At 66.3% G+C, this 16,790-nt stretch carries 12 protein-coding genes, 1 tRNA gene and 1 pseudogene; 6 read left to right on the top strand and 8 right to left on the bottom strand.

Annotated features, from left to right (window positions below):
• Positions 1–1,485, bottom strand: a 1,485-nt coding sequence (locus KF791_13900; GenBank protein ID MBX3733674.1) for a PQQ-dependent sugar dehydrogenase, incomplete at its 3' end; no start/stop codon positions are given.
• 573 nt (positions 1,486–2,058) lie between these two features.
• On the opposite strand from KF791_13900, the gene KF791_13895 reads away from it, so the two are divergent.
• Positions 2,059–2,823, top strand: coding sequence for a hypothetical protein (locus KF791_13895; protein MBX3733673.1), 765 nt, complete (start codon positions 2,059–2,061; stop codon positions 2,821–2,823).
• A 60-nt stretch (positions 2,824–2,883) separates the two neighbouring features.
• Here KF791_13895 and KF791_13890 read toward each other — a convergent pair whose 3' ends face one another.
• The 3 genes and pseudogenes from KF791_13890 to KF791_13880 all read right to left on the bottom strand — a co-directional run bounded on the left by KF791_13890 (position 2,884) and on the right by KF791_13880 (position 7,594).
• Positions 2,884–3,237 carry a DUF2200 domain-containing protein gene (locus KF791_13890; protein ID MBX3733672.1) on the bottom strand — a complete coding sequence of 118 codons (354 nt, stop codon included), beginning with the start codon at positions 3,235–3,237 and terminating at the stop codon, positions 2,884–2,886.
• Positions 3,238–3,520: 283 nt separating this feature from the next.
• Positions 3,521–6,724 (bottom strand): DUF1553 domain-containing protein, encoded by a 3,204-nt coding sequence (locus KF791_13885; protein MBX3733671.1) that lies wholly within the window; start codon positions 6,722–6,724, stop codon positions 3,521–3,523.
• Positions 6,725–7,387: 663 nt separating this feature from the next.
• A pseudogene (locus KF791_13880) lies at positions 7,388–7,594 on the bottom strand (type II secretion system protein).
• Between the two features lie 173 nt (positions 7,595–7,767).
• Here KF791_13880 and KF791_13875 point away from each other — a divergent pair.
• Positions 7,768–10,293: an FtsX-like permease family protein gene (locus KF791_13875; GenBank protein ID MBX3733670.1), complete on the top strand. Its 2,526-nt coding sequence runs from the start codon at positions 7,768–7,770 to the stop codon at positions 10,291–10,293.
• A gap of 212 nt (positions 10,294–10,505) precedes the next feature.
• On the top strand, positions 10,506–11,150 hold the full coding sequence (gene yihA, locus KF791_13870; protein ID MBX3733669.1) for a ribosome biogenesis GTP-binding protein YihA/YsxC: 645 nt from the start codon (positions 10,506–10,508) through the stop codon (positions 11,148–11,150).
• Between the two features lie 66 nt (positions 11,151–11,216).
• Here the strand turns inward: yihA and KF791_13865 are convergent, their stop codons facing one another.
• The 4 genes from KF791_13865 to KF791_13850 are packed head-to-tail and all read right to left on the bottom strand — an operon-like array spanning position 11,217 to position 13,788.
• A complete protein-coding gene (locus KF791_13865) occupies positions 11,217–11,699 on the bottom strand; it encodes a tRNA (cytidine(34)-2'-O)-methyltransferase (protein MBX3733668.1) in 483 nt (160 codons plus the stop codon).
• An 18-nt stretch (positions 11,700–11,717) separates the two neighbouring features.
• Positions 11,718–12,578 (bottom strand): tRNA pseudouridine(38-40) synthase TruA, encoded by an 861-nt coding sequence (truA, locus tag KF791_13860; protein MBX3733667.1) that lies wholly within the window; start codon positions 12,576–12,578, stop codon positions 11,718–11,720.
• Positions 12,575–12,991: a Holliday junction resolvase RuvX gene (gene ruvX, locus KF791_13855; GenBank protein MBX3733666.1), complete on the bottom strand. Its 417-nt coding sequence runs from the start codon at positions 12,989–12,991 to the stop codon at positions 12,575–12,577. Before ruvX ends, truA begins: the two co-directional genes overlap by 4 nt.
• Before the next feature lie 2 nt (positions 12,992–12,993).
• Positions 12,994–13,788, bottom strand: a complete 795-nt coding sequence (locus KF791_13850; GenBank protein ID MBX3733665.1) for a glucosamine-6-phosphate deaminase — start codon at positions 13,786–13,788, stop codon at positions 12,994–12,996.
• 193 nt (positions 13,789–13,981) lie between these two features.
• Here KF791_13850 and KF791_13845 point away from each other — a divergent pair.
• From KF791_13845 to KF791_13835, 3 genes are all read left to right on the top strand, one after another.
• Positions 13,982–14,064, top strand: a tRNA-Leu gene (locus tag KF791_13845).
• Positions 14,065–14,450: 386 nt separating this feature from the next.
• Positions 14,451–15,014, top strand: a complete 564-nt coding sequence (locus tag KF791_13840; GenBank protein MBX3733664.1) for a GNAT family N-acetyltransferase — start codon at positions 14,451–14,453, stop codon at positions 15,012–15,014.
• Positions 15,015–15,189: 175 nt separating this feature from the next.
• Positions 15,190–16,662, top strand: a complete 1,473-nt coding sequence (locus KF791_13835; protein MBX3733663.1) for an arylsulfatase — start codon at positions 15,190–15,192, stop codon at positions 16,660–16,662.
• Positions 16,663–16,790 lie beyond the last annotated feature (128 nt).

The raw sequence follows: 16,790 nt of genomic DNA, 5'->3' as shown, positions 1-16,790 counted from the left end.
CGGGGCCGGCGTGAGCGTGGCCAGGTCGGTGAAGGCACCGGTGAGGGAAAGCAGGGGCGGCAGGGCCGGGGCCGGCGTGCCGCCGCGGCGCAGCTTGTAGATCTGGCCCGCCGTGCTGCTGAGCTGGCACAGATACAGCTCGTTGTTGTGGTCCAATCCAAATCCCGACAGGCCCACATAATCGTTGCCGGCACTGGGTCCCGGACCCCGGGGCAGGTTGCAAAGGAACACCTTCCGCGGCGGTGTGCTCGACTCATCCAGCGCCCAGATCACATTGGCGATGTTGTCTCCGAAGATGTAGCGGCCGCCCAGTTCGGCGGCGAACTCCTGCCCGCGGTACACGTAGCCGCCGATGATCGCCGCGCCATCCGTCCGGGGATAACTCAGGACCGGACGCCGGTTGACCCCGATATACGGCGGGACCAGGTCTCCCTGGAGGCCCTCGATCCGGTTCCACTGAAAATTGAGTCCGGGCGGATCGTTCGGTTCAATGATGTTCAACTCCTCCCGGAGCGCGCCCCCCACATCGCCAATAAAAATCCTCCCGGTCGGGGGATCCACGGTCATCCGGTGAGGGCTGCGCAGGCCGATCGCGAAAAACTCCTCCAGCACCCCGGGCTGGCCAACAAATGGGTTGTCGTTGGGAATGTAGTAATTGGCCGTCACGCTGCCCGCCGGGAGCGGTTGCCTGGGGATGGGGTGACTGATGGTGCCGCCACGACGGTCCACATCAATGCGCAGCACTCCCGAGTGCAGGCTGTGATGAATGCGCTGGTTGTGGGCGACGACGTGGTCGTCGCCGTTGGTCAGGTAAAGGAATCCATCCAGCGGGTGGAAGAACATCCCACCGCCGTTGTGCCACACGGTATCCGAGACCTGATCTATGAGGATCACCGCGCTGCCGGGGACCGCGACGCCCTGTGCGTCCAGGGTGTAGCGCACCAGGCGGTCACGATTCGGGGTCGCTATCGGTGGGCGACCGTCGGCGCTCCCGAGCACGGTGCCGGGGGCCACGAAGGTGTAATAAACAAAAAGATGGCGATTGGTCTCGAATCCCGGGTGGTATGCGATGCCCAGGAGGCCGGAGTCATCCCAGCCCTGGCACTGGCCCGTGAGGTCGAGCACCAAGGTCTTCATCGCGGTGTCCGGATCGCTCGCAATCTGGTAGATCCGTCCCTCGCGCTCGTACACCGCCAGGTTGGAGGTGCCGGGCACCGGCAGGATGCCAACAGGGTTGAGGAACGTGAGATTGGGAAACGCGACCACCGCCGACCACGAACTGGAGAGCGTGGGTGCCGCTTCGGGCATCCTGTCCTCAAGAAAGGCGGAAAACGCCGGCCGCTGCTCCAATCCGCGCGGTGCCTCTGCCGCCCTCCCAGACCAGCCGGCGGTACAGGCCAGAGCGGCCAGGGCCAAAGACCCTGGCCATCGTGCGGCGCCGAACCCCGGGGCCATCCATCGAGCGTTGCTGGCGGTCGGCGACATGGTGCTTGCGTGGGTTCGCCACCGAGACGTCGGGCTCGCGGCGGGTTCAGCTGAATCGGGTTTGAGCGGGGAGCTGCAAACGCAGAACGAAGTGGATTGGATCTTCAGCGGGATGTAACGGTGATTCGGATTTTTTCACTCGCCGCCGGCAGCGGGTGTTTGGTTTCAGCAACTCCGCCGGCCGGGTTACGCCCCGCTCCTGTACAAGTCAACCACCGTTTCCCAGCAAGACCGCATCACGCCTTCCCGCCAGGTTGGACAAGCCCGACGAAATCAGCCCGCCCGCGATGTCGGTGGTGATGGCAGGTGTGGAGCGACCGCGAATCGCCGCTTCCATCGGGTCCGTTCGGTGCCGCTTTCCGCCATGCATCGCGCCCGCGTCAGTTCGCGTCCATCCGAAGGCTGGTGCGGACGCGGAAGTCCATCGGCCTCCGTTGAGCATCGGGACCAGGGATCGGAATTGAGGGAGGCCATGTCCGATCGAATCATGGCCTTCAGGACTGCAGGACTGCGCTTCGCGCCCAATCCGGCTTGTATTTCGTTCGAGAGCCCGTCGAATGCAGTCCGACATTCATGAAAAAGCCCCTGATCATCGCCACCACAGTGATCCTGCTGATCTCGTTCGTCGGTGCCCTGCTGATCTGGTCCTACTCAGACGCCTGGGTGGCCGCCGGCATCCGCACCTATGGCCCGAGGATCACAAAAACGTCCGTCAATGTGGACAGCGTCAAGCTTTCACGGGATGGAACCGGGACCATCCGCGGCCTGGTGGTCGGCAATCCGGCCCCCTATCAGGAACCGTTTGCCATCCGGCTTGGGCAGGGGACCGTGTCCCTGGACCCCGCCTCGCTCACGTCGGGCAAAGTGGTCGTGCGATCTCTGGTGTTGGAGTCACCCGAGATCCAGTTCGAGGGGGGCATTCAGGACAACAACCTGAAACAGCTGCTCGCCAACATGAATTCGGGATCCGATGCTCCAGGGTCGGACCCCTCCGCTTCCGACACCGGGTCTTCGAAACGACTCCAGGTGGACGAGGTGGCCGTGAACAATGCCAGGGTGCATCTGAAACTGACGGGTGTCGCCGCCATCGCCGGTTCCGGGACATCCGTGACGATTCCCAACATCCGCCTCACCGGCCTGGGGACCGGGCCGGAAGGCATCACGCCCGCCGCGCTCTCGAAGGCCGTGCTCAGCGAGGTGGTCCGGCAGGTTGGACCGGCGGTGGCCTCGAAGCTCGGAGGACTGCAGCCCGGTGCCCTCGATGCCCTTCGCGACTCCGGGGATGCCCTGAAGAAGTCTGCCCAGGGATTGGAGCGCCTGATTCCACAGAAAAAGTAAGCGGCCCGGCTTCTGCGATGCTTCCCGGGACCCGGATCTTCGACGGGTTCCACACCGAGGTCAGGCCCTCAAAATCTTGTCCATCGCCCTCCCCTTGGCCAGCTCATCCACCAGCTTGTCGAGCTGGCGTATCTCCCGCATCGCCGGGTCCTGGACCGCTTCAACACGGACGCCGCAGACCACACCGTTGATCAGGAAACGCGAAGGATTCAGCTTGGGCGCCTCCTTGAAGAAGGTCTCGAAGTCCGTCTGCTTCTTCAACTGGACCTCCAATTCCTTCTGGCTGTAGCCCGTCAGCCAGCGAAGGATGGAATCCACCTCCTCTTTCGTACGCCCCTTCCGTTCCGCCTTGGCAACGTAATGCGGGTAGACGCTCGCAAAGCTCGTCGTGAAGATCCGGTGTTTCGTGGTCATGGGAGCAGGCGCCCGTCAGTGCTGAGGAACGCGGTCAGACCCACGCAATTTTATTGGGAGCACGCCTGCCGGAGCGGACGTTCCCGCGGCGGCCGTGCCACGGGCCTTCGGACACAGGGTTTGGTGGAGTCGGCGGCATCGGTCGTCGCCTGGGATGTCAATGAGGAGCTTTGGACCATCGCTCATTCCGTGAAAATCCCCGGCCGGCGTCCTCTTCAATTCCGGAGGCGCCTTCCCGGCACCCGAAACTCCGACGCCCACGGCTCTGCCGCCGTCGATGCCGCTACTTGTTAAGGGTCTCATCGAGGTTGAGCAGTTGATTGGCCACGAGGGTCATCGCCGCCAATGAGGGACGGGACAGCGTCGGTTCCGGACTCGATTCCCCGACGGAGATCAACCGGACGGCATCCTCCGGCTCGCGGTCATAGTAGTCTGCCGCCTCGGCCAGCGTGGTGGTGACGACCTCGAGTTCCCCGGGGCGCAGCGGTCGGCCCAGCAACCGGGCCGCCAGAACCTCGATCGCCCGTCCGGTATCGCCGTGCCCCTCCTGTAACGCCCGCTCGGCAAGCCGGCGCGCGGCCTCGATGAGCTGGGGATCGTTCAGGGTGGCCAGGGCCTGGAGCGGTGTGTTGGTGCGTTCGCGCCGGGTGCAGGAGACCTCACGACTGGGCGCATTGAAGATGTCCATCGAGGCCGGAGGCGCCGCGCGTTTCCAAAAGGTGTAGAGGCTGCGACGGTACAGGGCGTCACCGCGATCCTGCTCGTAGCGGCGGGTGTTGCTTTCCGGCATGGCCACGGCCTCCCAAACCCCCGGCGGCTGGTAGGGTTTCACACTGGGGCCGCCGAGCTTTGGGACCAGCAGGCCGCTGGCGGCCAGCGCATAGTCGCGCACCATCTCGGCGTCCATCCGAAAGCGCGGACCACGGCTCAGCAGTCGGTTGGCCGGATCCTTTTCGAGCTTTTCCGGCGTCGTCCGGGCGTCCTGCCGATACGCCCTGGAAGTCACCATCAACTGGAACAGATGCTTCACGTCCCAGCCGCTTTCGCGAAACTCCACCGCCAGCCAGTCAAGCAGGTCCTGGTTCACCGGGGTCTCGCCCATGATGCCAAAATCCTCCGAGGTCCTGACGAGTCCCGTGCCAAACAATTCCTGCCAGAACCGGTTCACGGTCACCCGGCTCAACAAGGGGTTCTCCGGTTCAACCAGCCACTGGGCCAGACCGAGGCGGTTGCGCGGCGCCCCCGCCGGCATCGGGTTCAACGCCGCCGGCACGTTGCCCTCGACGACCTCCCGCTTCTGGTCGTACTGGCCGCGGAACAGGATGTTGGCCATCGGCAGGGAATCCGGCTTCTCGGCCTGGATGTGGGTCACCGGATACCTCAGCCGGATACCCTCCTTCTCCCTCTCCAATGCCGCCAACGCGGACCGGGCCTCCTGGACGGGGGCGTGGCGGGTGGCGAGGAAGTACTCGAACACTTCCCGGCGGGGCTCGGGTTTCCACTCCTCCACGGGCGTTCCCACCAGCGTTCTGAGCAGCGACTGCCGCGCCAGCGCACCGACTTCTGCGGGATCGAGCGCCCGGGAGTAGATCCGCACATCCTGCAGCCCGACGCCGTCGAAGTGGCTGCCTTCGCTGCGCTGGGCCAGGGTCAGGGGTACCGAGGCCCGAAGGCTCCCCGTCACCCCATTCTTGTTCTCCGCCTCGGTCTCGGCGGCGACACCGTCCACGAACAATCGGACCCCCTCCGGCCTGCCCGAGCCATCGCAAGTAACGAACACATGCTGCCATTGACCCTTGCGGGCCAGGCGCTTCTGCGTGCGGATCTTCAGCGCGTTTTCAGGCCATGCACTGACGAAATGGGTGGCGAACTGCCCCTGCTGAATCCAAAGGTCCCAACCCCGATACGCCCGGGATTCCGGCTCCATTCGAGCGAAGATCGCCGCCGAGTCGTTGTAGTTGGACGGCACATACACCCAGGCGCCGAAGGAGAAGGGCTGTCCGTGGTCAAAATCTCCTGCGCCCGCGAACGACGCGGTCACTCCCCGTTCAAAGAGGGGTGCGGGTCCGAAATAGGCGTTGGTGGCCAGGGTGATTCTGCCTTGGGGCACCGCGTGGACTGCCCCGCCATCCAGCACCGCGGAGAGGACCTCCGGATTGCCGTCATCGAGCGGCGCCCGGAATTCGAGATCCCGAATCGCCAGGTCGCGCTCGATGTCTTCCACACGGATGCCGGCAACCCAGGCCTCAAACGCCGGCTCCGCCTGCTGCCGCCGGTCCTCGACTGCTTTTTGAGCGGACTCGATCTCACCGGGCAGGGCCTGCCAGCGTTCGAGGTCACGCTCATCGTCAATCACCACGAGGCTCGGGTTCGCACCGTCCTTCACATTGCCGTCGAATCCCGACTGGCGGGTGTTCCGGAAAAAGGCCGCCATCGCGTAGAAGTCGCGCATCGTCAGCGGATCGAACTTGTGATCGTGACAGGCGGCGCAGTTCGCCGTAAGCCCCAGGAACACCCACCCGGTGGTCGTCACCCGGTCATTGGCGTAGATCGCAAGGTTCTCCTCCTCGATGGTGCCGCCTTCGTTGGTGGTCACGTTGCACCGCTGAAACCCGGTGGCCACCCACTGATCCTGGGTCGGTTCGGGCAACAGGTCCCCGGCCAGTTGCTCAATCACAAACTGGTCGAACGGCTGGTTTCGGTTGAAGGCGCGGATCACCCAGTCCCGGTACGGCCACATCTCGCGGTAGTTGTCGAAATGCAGCCCGTGCGTGTCGGCATAGCGCGCGGCATCGAGCCAGTAGCGCCCCCGATGTTCACCCCATTGGGGGGAATCCATCAGCCGGCGGACATACCGCTCGTAGTAATCGGGCGCCGGGTCCGCGACGAACGCCTCCACATCGGCCGGAGCCGGTGGCAGGCCCGTGAGGTCGAGTGAGAGGCGACGGGCCAGCGTGCGCCGGTCGGCCTCGGGGTTCAGGGTCAGACCCCGCCTGGCCAGCGCGGCCACCACAAAGGCGTCCACCGGGTTCTTCTCGATGGGCCCCTCCGCGAGGACCGGCAGGGGGGAACGCACCGGTGGAATGAAGGACCAATGCGGCTGCCACGGCGCCCCGGAGGCGATCCATTCCCGGATGAGCGCGCGCTGCGGCGGCGTCAATTCCTTGTGGGACCCGGGCGGCGGCATGAGCTCCTCGGGATCCTCGTGAACGATGCGCCGCCACAAGGCGCTGGCCTCCGGCTGACCCGGGACAACGACCGGACCCTCCGACTTGGTGCCCCCAAACAACCCCTCCTGCGTGTCGAGACGCAATCCCGCCTTGCGCGACCCAGGATCCGGTCCGTGGCACGCCAGACAGTTTTCCGAGATCAATGGCCGGATGTCCCGGTTGAACGGAACCTCCGCCGCGGTCGCCGCCGGCAGCGACAGAATCGCGACGCCGATCCACGCCGGGATCCGGACCCTGCTGAAGCCAAAAGCGTTCATGCTCCCCTGGATTGCCTTCCAAGTATGGCGCGTCGGTCACCACCTTGTCCATCCACCAACCAACCGCGCCGTGCATCCCGTTGCCGGCGCCGCGACATCCGCAAACCGTCAGGGCAGGTCGTATCCCGTGCGGACATCCCCGCCGGTGTTGGGTACGTCCGTGTTGGGACGGCCATCCGGTCCGAAGGAGAACCAATTCGGATCGTAGCGCCGCGGCGGGACATTCTGGCGGAACCGCACCTGGAATCGCTCGGCGTGGAAATCGGCAAACACTGCGTTCAGCGTCGGTTGACGGGTCGGATACCGGTCCTTCAACCGGTGGTAATGAAAGTCGTAATCCTCGTGATACACCACCTGGCCCGAGGGCCGGACGAAGTCGGAATCCTTCAACCCCGGGTACTGAACCGTGTTCCACCAGATGACAAACCGGTAGCGATACGACGTGTAGTCGCCGTCACGGACTGGCTTGGACGGAATATTGAGGCGGTCGCTCGGACACCAGAACGATCGGGGATTGCCCAGGTTCAGCAGCCTGGCCACGCCTCCATACAGATCGGTCTGCGCGACGGAATTTGCGGCGGACTCGTAGTTTCGCGGCCGGGCCCCGAAGCTCAGCGCCGTTGGCATGCGATCCTGGAACGAGTCGGTATACAACCTCAACCCCAGGCCGATCTGCTTGAGATTGTTCAGACACGCGGTGCCCTGCGCCTTGTTCTTTGCCTTCGCAAGGCCCGGCAACAGCATTCCCGCAAGGAGGGCGATGATGGCGATCACCACGAGCAACTCGATCAGTGTGAAGGCCCTGGAGCAAGGGCACCCCGGACTCAAGCGGGTGGACGCTCCCGGGGAACTGGATGACGACGGGGACATGCGGTGGAGGCTTCGAGACCATGAATCGGCCGACGGCTGCCGGGCAAGCCCCGGTCCGCAGCGCGGGTCCGCCGGTGACGCCGACTTCCTGCATGCTGTCGCCGGCTGGCTCCCGGGGGTACGGTCGGCCAATGCGATGGGTGACGGCATTGTTTTCAGGCTGGGTGTGGCGGATGGCCTGGCGCGATTCCAGAGCGTCCCGGCGCCGCCTCGCCCTCTTTTCCGTCAGCATCAGCCTGGGCATTGCGGCACTGGTGGCCATTGGGTCGCTCGGGCGCAACCTGGAGGCGGCCATCCAGGCCCAGGCCAAGTCCCTGCTGGGGGCGGACTTGGTGGTCACCTCACGCCAGCCGCCGACTCCCGAAATCGAGGCCTTCCTCAACACCCTCGGCGGCGATCGGGCCAACGAGACGAGCTTTTCCACCATGCTGGTGGTCAGCAATGGAACGCGCCTGATCAACGCCCGGGCCATTGACGGGGAATTTCCATTTTACGGCGTGCTGGAGACCGAGCCCCCGGACGCCGCCGCGCGGCTGCGGGAAGGTGGCGGGGTCTTGATCGAGGAGGGGGTGCTGTTCCAGTTCGGGCTCCAGCCCGGCGACTCCGTGCAACTGGGCAGCCGCACCTTCGAGCTTCTCGGTGCGTTGCGCCGGGTCCCCGGAGACTCCATCGCGTTCGCCACCCTGGCGCCCCGCGTGTACCTCCGTGCTGCCGACCTGCCCTCGACCGGCTTGATCAGGGCCGGCAGTCTCGCCCGGTACCGGTTTCACTTCCGCCTGCCCCGCGACGTGGATGCCGATGCCCTCGCGGAGCGGCTGGGGCCGGAACTGCGAGGATTTCGACTCGAAACTGACACGGTCTCCCGCCGGCAGGAGGATCTCGGCAACTCCCTGAAGAACCTGTACCGGTTTCTCAATCTGGTGGCCCTCGTGGCCCTGCTGCTCGGGGCGGTCGGCATCGCCAGCGCGCTGCATGCCCATCTGCAGCAGAAGCTGCCCCATGCCGCCATCCTTCGCTGTCTCGGGGCGCCGATTCCGGCAACCTTCGCCGTCTACCTCGCCCAGGGCCTGCTGCTCGGCGCACTGGGAGCCGCGGTGGGCATCGCGCTGGGCGCCGGAGTCGCCACGGAGCTTCCGCGCATCCTCCAGCGATTTGTCCCGTTTGAATTCGCCGCCGTGTTTGACTGGCGCGGAGCCTTCGGCGGAGCAGCCCTCGGTTTCGGACTGTGCGTGTTGTTCGCCCTGCTGCCCCTCCTGGCCGTGCGCCGGGTTTCCCCCCTTGCCGCGCTTCGGGCGGCTTACGCACCTTCAGCCGGACGCGATCCGGCGCAGGTCCTTCTCCTCGCCCTGATCGCCGCAGCCGTGACCACGTTTGCCATTTTCCAGACCCGCCGATGGGAGGAGGGGCTTGGAGTCGCCGCCGGACTCGCGGCGTCGTTCCTCGTGCTGACTGCCGCCGGACGCGGCCTGATGACCGCGGCGCGCCGCTGGACCCCTCAGAGGCTGCCGTTTGCCTGGCGGCAGGGACTGGCCAACCTCCACCGCCCGAACAATCGCACCACCCTGCTTCTGGTCGCCCTCGGACTCGGCGCCTTCCTGCTGCTGACCCTGCAACTCACCCGCGATGTCCTGCTCCGCCAGTTGTTTCCGGAGAACCGGTCGGGGCGCCCCAACGCCATCCTGTTCGACATCCAACCCGACCAGCGGGAGCCGGTCCTCACCACGCTGAATCACCTCGGCTTTCCGATCCTGGATGAAGCCCCCATCGTCACCATGCGACTCGCCGCGGTGAAGGGTGTGCGCACCGGGGAGCTGTCGGAAACATCCGCGGAGGTCCCCGGTCGGGAATCCCGCGGCGGGATCCCCGACTGGGTGCTGCGACGGGAGTACCGCTCGAGCTGGCGTTCACAGCTGACCGATGCGGAAACGCTGATCGCCGGGCGCTGGGTCGCGGAGGTCCCGGCGGGCGACGGCGAGACCCCGATCCCGATCTCCCTCGAGGAAGGCATCGCCCGCGACCTGAAGGTGGGCGTCGGAGATGCACTCACGTGGGACGTGCAGGGAGTTCCCTTGGAAACCGAGGTGGCCAGCCTGCGCCGGGTGGACTGGCGGCAGGTGCGGCCGAACTTTTTTGTGGTCTTCCCGACCGGCGCCCTCAACGCCGCGCCCGCGATGCATCTGGCGGCCACCTACGTCGGGAGTGCCGCCGATTCCGCCCGGATGCAGCAGGCCATTGTCCGCGAGTTCCCCAATGTCAGCATCATTGACCTGACGCTGGTGCTGAAGACGCTCGACGGCGTGCTGACCCAGGTCGGATTCGTGGTCCGGTTCATGGCCCTCTTCACCGTCGCCACCGGACTCATCGTGCTCGCGGGGGCCGTGGTGTCCGGACGCTGGCAACGGGTGCAGGAAAGCATCCTGTTACGCACCCTGGGCGCGAGCCGGCTTCAGATCCGTGCCATCCTCACAGCGGAATACGCAGCTCTTGGCCTGCTGGCCTCGCTGCTGGCGGTGGGACTGTCCGTGGCGGCCAGTTGGGCGCTCGCACGGTTCGCGTTCAAGACGGATTACGCATTGAGCTGGGCGCCGCTGGGAATCGCCGTGGCCGCAGTCACCGGACTCACCATCCTGGTGGGCCAGGCGACCAGTCGGGGCATCGCCAATCAGCCCCCGCTCGAAATCCTCCGCCGCGAGGTCTGACGCCCGAGGTGGGTTGCAGGACCAAACGACTTCCAAGGTGACCTCGGATCGGGCGTGGCCAGGCCCCCAACTGCCGATCCAGAACGCACGCTCATCCAATCCTCCATCGGACCCCGGCGCCGGGCCGTCCCGGGTGGCGGCGCGGAATTGGGAAAGATAGGCGTGTTCCCGTCGCGATTCCTGTCACAAATGCCCGGGCAGCGTCCTCAGGCATGAATACCACGACCGCCAAATTCCTGATGAGCGCACCGGATCTCGCGTCCTGTCCCGTGGACTCGCTCCCGGAATTTGCCTTCGCCGGCCGTTCCAATGTGGGCAAGTCGTCGCTGCTGAACCTGCTCGTGGGCAAGCGCAACCTCGCGAACGTGTCGGCGACGCCGGGCCACACCCGGCACATCAACTTCTTCACCATCAACGGCACCTGGCGTCTGGTGGACCTGCCCGGTTACGGCTGGGCGCATGTGGAGCGGACGGAGCGCAACCGCTTCAATGAGTCCGTGGCCGAATACCTCCGGGAGCGGGACAACCTCGAACTGGTGTTTACCCTGGTGGATTCCTCGCTCCCGCCACAGGCGATTGACCTGGAGTTCATCGAGGGTCTCGTGGATCACGAACTCCCGTTTGTCCTCGTGTTCACCAAGACCGATCGCATCAGCCCGAAAAGAGTCCAGGAGCACATCGCCGCCTTCCAGGCGAAGCTTTCCGGATGGTGCGAAACCCTGCCGGAGACTTTTACCTGCTCAGCCCTCACCCGTCAGGGACGTCAGGCCCTCCTTTCCGTCATCGCCTCAATCCTGAAGCCTGAGCACAAGCGTCGCCCCGCCCCCGTGCCGCCCCCGCGCAAGACGCCGTGGTGAGGTCGAGAAACGCACCGCCAGGAACCTGGCCGACGCACCAGTGGGCCCGTTGGTTTGGGCCCCTTTTCAGTGTCCAGGACCCCGGCCTGGCATCCCGCCGCTTGCCGCCTGGCGGAGTGCCTCATAGAGGACGATCGCGGCGCAGTTCGCGAGGTTGAGGGATCGCGCCTCCGGATTCGGCATCGGAATCTCCAGCCAGAACTCCCGATGCGCTTCAAGCAGCGACGCGGGAAGCCCGGCCGTCTCGCGTCCGAACACGAGGTAATCACCCGGGGCGAATTGGGCATCGAAATACCGCCGCGGCGCGCCCTGCTCGACGAACCAGACGCGCGATGGCGACCGCAAACTTGCGGCGAACCGGGGCCAGTCAGGCCACCGGTGCCAGGTCACCTGGCGCCAGTAATCCATGCCCGCACGGCGCAACGTCCGGTCGTCCAGATCAAATCCCAACGGCTCGATCAGGTGCAGTGTGGTGTGCGTCGCGGCACAAAGGCGGGCGATGCTGCCCGTGTTGGGAGGAATCTCCGGCTCAAGCAGGACGAGGTGCATTGCAGGGACGGGTATGGCCTATTCCAGGTCCGCGCTCGCGGAGACCGTCCCTGCATCGGACCGGCCACGGCACGGTCCGTAGGATACCCTCCACAACACCAGTCCGTGCGCCGGTGCCGTCATCCCCGCCAGGCGCCGGTCGCGTCCGGCCATCATCGGCACCACGGATTCCGGCGGGAAACGCCCGAGGCCGACCTGCACCAGCGTGCCCGCGATTCCCCGGCACATTTTGTAGAGGAAGCCGTCCGCCTCGATGACCACGGTCAGGAGCGGGCCCGAACGGCGGACATCGCAACGCATCACGTGACGGACGGTGTGGCGCCGGGCGTACCCGGGCGAGGCGCTGAACGCCAGGAAGTCGTGGCGCCCGGTCAACCGCCGGGCGGCGGAACGCATGCGGTCGAGATCCAACGGCCGCGGCACGTGCCAGGTGCGATGCCGCTCCAGGGGCTCGTGGGCCGGGTGGTTCCATACGAAGTACCGGTACTGTTTGGATCGGGCGTCATACCGGGCATGAAAGTCAGATCGGACGCGGGCCGCCGCCAGCACACGAATGTCTTCCGGCAGCCAGGCGTTCACCGCCAGAACAAGCTTTTCAGGAGTCATTCGCAACGAATCCCGGTGGATGTCAAAATGGGACACCATGCCGAGGGCGTGAACACCGGTGTCGGTGCGGCTCGAACTGTACACCTGCGGGCGGGTCCCCAGAATCCGCCCCAGCGCGAGTTCGACGGTCTCCTGCACCGTGGTCGCGCCGGCCTGCGTCTGCCACCCGGCATAGCGGGTCCCCTGGTAGGCCAGAAGGAGCCGCAACCGGACGTGATCGGGGGGTTGAAGTTCCGGGGCTCGCGACGGGTCCGGAAATCCCGAAGGGTTCATTGGGGGGCCAGGCCGTCGAGATAGCCTTGCAGGAGGACGGCGGCGGCGGCGGGGTCCACGCGCGCGCGCCGACGGGTCCCCCGGACGCCTCCCTCGGCAAGAAACCGTTCGGCAATCACGGTCGTAAGCCGCTCGTCCCAGGTCTGGATGGGCACGGTCACGGAATCGCGAAGCACGCCGACGAACTCGCGCACCCGGGCTGCGGAGTCGCCGTACGAGCCGTCCATGTTCCGGGGCATGCCCACGAGGAGCAGTTCCACCTCGTGCTCCCGGATCAGCTCCTTGAGACGCTCCAGGAATCCGGAGAAGGGCTGCGCGGGCAGCATCTCCAGCGGGCGCGCAATCGTCCCCGTGGGATCACTGAGCGCGGCACCGATGCGCGCAGTGCCGTGGTCCAGGGCGAGAATGCGCATGTTCAGGCGGCCCGATCGTCCAGCAGGGACGCGGAATCCGTGTCCAGGAGGAGCGTGGCATGCCCCTGGCGGCGCAGAAAGGACGCCGGGCACACGGTGGAAACGGCCCCCCGCAGTGCGTTCCGGACCGCCACCGCCTTTCGTCGTTCGGGCGCCAGGCAGAGGAGCGTCCGGGCGCTCATCAGCGCCGGCAGGGTCAGTGTGAGCGCGTACTTCGGCACGCTATCCAGGTCCGGAAAATGCCCCTCGCGCACCTGTTGCATCTTGCAGGCGTCGTCGAGCTTTACGAGCTTGACCCAATCGCGGTCGTCAAACCGGGCGACCGGTGGGTCATTGAAGGCGAGGTGGCCGTTCTCTCCGATGCCGAGGCAGCACAGGTCAATGGGCTGGGACCGCAGGAGCGCGGCGTAGCGGTCGCACTCGATCTGGGGCAGGTCCGCGTCGCCGGCCAGGTAGTGAAAGGCGCGCGGACGCACGAGCGACTCCACGCGATCCTTCATGTAGCGGCGGAAGCCGGCCGGATGCTCGGCCGGCAGCCCGAGATACTCGTCCATGTGGAACAGCGTCACGCGGGACCAATCCACGCCCCCCAGTTCGCCGAGGCGCTTGAGGAACCGGATCTGGGAATTGCCGGTGGCCAGGATCGCCGCGGCGGATCCCTGACGCTCGACGGTTTCGGCCAGCAGACGGCCGACCCGTCGGGCGACGTTTTCTGAGAGTTCCTCAGGGGATTTGAAGACCTCAACGGGGAGGAAATCCGCCTGAAATGTGCGAACCGGAGCCGGGAAAACATCCATAAGCAGGGAGTCAGTCTTGCGCAAACGATGCCCCGGGGGCAAGCCACGCGCGCCGGTCCCCAATCCGCCCGGACACCCCTTGCGGTCCGGGAATCCGGTCAGGCATCCGCGAAGGAATCTGCGCCGGGGGCGCGACTCCGCGACCACTCCGCGATTGCCCCCGCCGGCTCGCGCGCTGAACCTCTGCCGCCCGGCCGATGTGGTGGAATGGCAGACACAGGGGACTTAAAATCCCCTGACCCTCGGGTCGTGCGGGTTCGAGTCCCGCCATCGGCACCCATCGCTCAAGGACATTCGAATCGGTGAGGGCGTCATACTTCTGGCGGCAACCAAAACGAAGGGCTTGTCAGATCGGTATCATCAAGAGTCCGACGGAGGATCGCCGGTCAGGCTTCGGCGGGCGCGAAAGCGGCGGAGGGCCGTGCGTACTCCACGGCGTTCGGTGCCTGCCGCCGCAAAACCGCCCCCTCAGCGTGGGTTGCCACCCAAGGTCGTGAGGAATCCTGTGAACCTGCCCCGCGGTTCAGCCTCCCCGCCGCGCCCCACGCCCGAAGAAGGATCAACAGGACTGGACTGCGTGACCGGAGACGGCAGAGTGCCAAGCGGCCGGGCCGGCTGGACGTTTCCTGGCGCCTTTCTCGTCGTGCGGGCCCTGGCCATCCATGTCTGCCGAACATTCCTCGCGCGCGGCGCCGGCCAACACGCCGGTGCTGCACCCCATCAAGAGCTCCACCGATCCGTGGCTCGCCCCGGCCGAGGCACTGTATCAGCGGACGTTCGACCGCCGGGAGCGTCGCGATAGCCTGGGTGGGCAACTGTCGAATCCGCGTCACAACCTGCTGGTCATTCTCTGGAGCGGGGACTTCGCGGGGTTCATGACGGTCTGGCGCTTCGACGCCTTCGCCTTCATCGAGCATCTCGCCACACATCCCACCGTGCGCGGATCGGGCATCGGCGGCATCGTCCTCGCCACCGTGGTGCAAAAAGCCCCGCTGACCGTGCTCGAAGCGGAGCGGGCTGAAGACAGCCCGTTGGCCCCGCGGCGTCTGGCCTGGTACCAGAGCTGTGGATTCATGATAAACCCACAGGCGTACCGTCAGCCCGCCTACGGCCCGGGACTTCCTGAGGTGCCCCTGCATTTCCTGAGCCATCCGAGGGCGTTGCGCACCGACGAGTTCGGCGCGGTGGTCCAGACGCTGCGCCGCGAAGTGTACGCAGTCCATTGAGGCCACCGCCATCGAGCGGACGGGAGCTCGGGCCCGGGTCGGGAGGCCGGACATTCGTCACGGCGCATCTGAGACCGGCTTCCGGGCTGCAGGGACGCGTTGAGGACGGTGGCCCAGGGCGTTGCAGCCCGGTAGCATCCGGTTCATGCGCTCTCACAGTCCACGGCCTCTTTGGATGGCGCTCCTTGCCGCGGTGGGACTCCTCATCCCCTGCCACGGGACGGCGCCCAGCCTGGTGGTGATCCTTGCGGATGACCTCGGGTGGGGCGACCTGGGCTGTTACAATCCGGACTCCCGCATTCCCACACCCCACCTGGACCGCCTGGCCTCCGAGGGCATGCGCTTCACCGACGCGCACTCGCCATCGGCGGTGTGCACACCGACCCGCTACGGGCTGCTCACCGGACGCTATTCCTGGCGAACCCGTCTCAAGCAGGGGGTGCTTTGGGGCTACTCGCCGCCGTTGATCGAACCGGACCGCCCAACGATCGCCTCACATCTCCGGACCGCCGGATATGCGACGGCCGGCATCGGCAAGTGGCACCTTGGACTGGGCTGGATTTCGCGGGAACCGGCGAGCTTTGGGGATGGCCCCGCTCCCATGGCCGACCCGGCGCTGGTGGATTTCTCCCAGCGAGCAGACGCCGGGGCTCATACCGTGGGCTTCGATTTCAGCTACCTGCTGCCGGCATCCCTCGACATGGAACCGTACGTGTTCCTCGCCGATGGACGGGTCACCGGGATTCCCTCCAGACGCATACCGGCCAGCCGGAGTCAGCGACATGGAGGCGACGGCTTCTGGCGCGAGGGACCCGCGAGTTCGGACTTCACCCATGAGGGCGTGGAATCGAACTTCCTCGCGCAAGCCACCGGGTTCCTCCTCCAGCAATCTCCCGACCATTCCTTCCTGCTCTACCTGGCCCTGGCCTCGCCGCACGATCCATGGGTGCCGCGCCCGGAATTTCGCGGACGCAGCCGCGCCGGGATCCGTGGGGACTTCGTGGCCCAGATGGATGACACGGTCGGGCGCTTGCTGCGGGTGCTCGATGAAACGGGACGATCCACCAACACGGTCGTCCTCTTCACCAGCGACAATGGCGCGCACTGGCTTCCGGACGAAGTGGCGCAGACCGGACACCGCGCCAACGGCCCGTGGCGCGGCATGAAGGCCGACGCGTTCGAGGGAGGCCACCGCGTGCCACTGCTCGTTCGCTGGCCCGGCGTGGTCCGCGCGGGCAGCACCAGCGGCGCCCTGATTGGACTGAACGACCTGTTCGCGACGGCTGCGGAGATCGCCGGGACGCCGGTTGCGCCCGGGTCGGCCCCGGACAGTGTCAGCTTTCTTCCGGTGTTGCGTGGGGACGTTGTCGGGGTCCGGGACAGCCTGGTGCTCCATTCCATCCACGGCACGTTCGCGTTGCGCGAGGGGGATTGGAAGCTGATTGAGGGCTCCGGCTCCGGCGGCTGGAGCCCCGGCGAGGACGCCCACCCGGTGCAGCTTTTCCATCTGCGCGAGGACCCCGGCGAAACCAACAACCTGGCGGCCGCCGAATCGCAACGGGTCGCCGCGCTTCGGAGCCGGTTGGACGTCCTCCGAACCGGCGCGCGCCAGCCCTCGACCCCGACGCCCGCGGACCATCCTCCCTGAAGCCATTCCGGCGATCCTACCAAGTGCGTCCAGGCGGCTGCCTGCCATGGCAAAGGCCCTCAACCGGCGCTGGTGACGATCCCGGGAGCGTGCCATCGCGTTGCAGCGATCGAAATCCGGGGCGGACG

This window comes from Verrucomicrobiia bacterium (assembly GCA_019634635.1).
Taxonomy (GTDB): Bacteria; Verrucomicrobiota; Verrucomicrobiia; order Limisphaerales; family UBA9464; genus UBA9464.
Note: the sequence above shows the minus strand (reverse complement) of the source record. Positions and strands in the feature narration are given on the sequence as shown.

Coding starts and splice junctions, on each gene's coding strand:
- KF791_13840 (MBX3733664.1), top strand. CDS start 14,451: ATGTCTGCCGAACATTCCTCGCGCGCGGCGCCGGCCAACACGCCGGTG.
- KF791_13865 (MBX3733668.1), bottom strand. CDS start 11,699: ATGCACCTCGTCCTGCTTGAGCCGGAGATTCCTCCCAACACGGGCAGC.
- KF791_13850 (MBX3733665.1), bottom strand. CDS start 13,788: ATGGATGTTTTCCCGGCTCCGGTTCGCACATTTCAGGCGGATTTCCTC.
- KF791_13895 (MBX3733673.1), top strand. CDS start 2,059: ATGAAAAAGCCCCTGATCATCGCCACCACAGTGATCCTGCTGATCTCG.
- yihA (MBX3733669.1), top strand. CDS start 10,506: ATGAATACCACGACCGCCAAATTCCTGATGAGCGCACCGGATCTCGCG.
- KF791_13885 (MBX3733671.1), bottom strand. CDS start 6,724: ATGAACGCTTTTGGCTTCAGCAGGGTCCGGATCCCGGCGTGGATCGGC.
- KF791_13835 (MBX3733663.1), top strand. CDS start 15,190: ATGGCGCTCCTTGCCGCGGTGGGACTCCTCATCCCCTGCCACGGGACG.
- KF791_13890 (MBX3733672.1), bottom strand. CDS start 3,237: ATGACCACGAAACACCGGATCTTCACGACGAGCTTTGCGAGCGTCTAC.
- truA (MBX3733667.1), bottom strand. CDS start 12,578: ATGAACCCTTCGGGATTTCCGGACCCGTCGCGAGCCCCGGAACTTCAA.
- KF791_13875 (MBX3733670.1), top strand. CDS start 7,768: ATGGCCTGGCGCGATTCCAGAGCGTCCCGGCGCCGCCTCGCCCTCTTT.
- ruvX (MBX3733666.1), bottom strand. CDS start 12,991: ATGCGCATTCTCGCCCTGGACCACGGCACTGCGCGCATCGGTGCCGCG.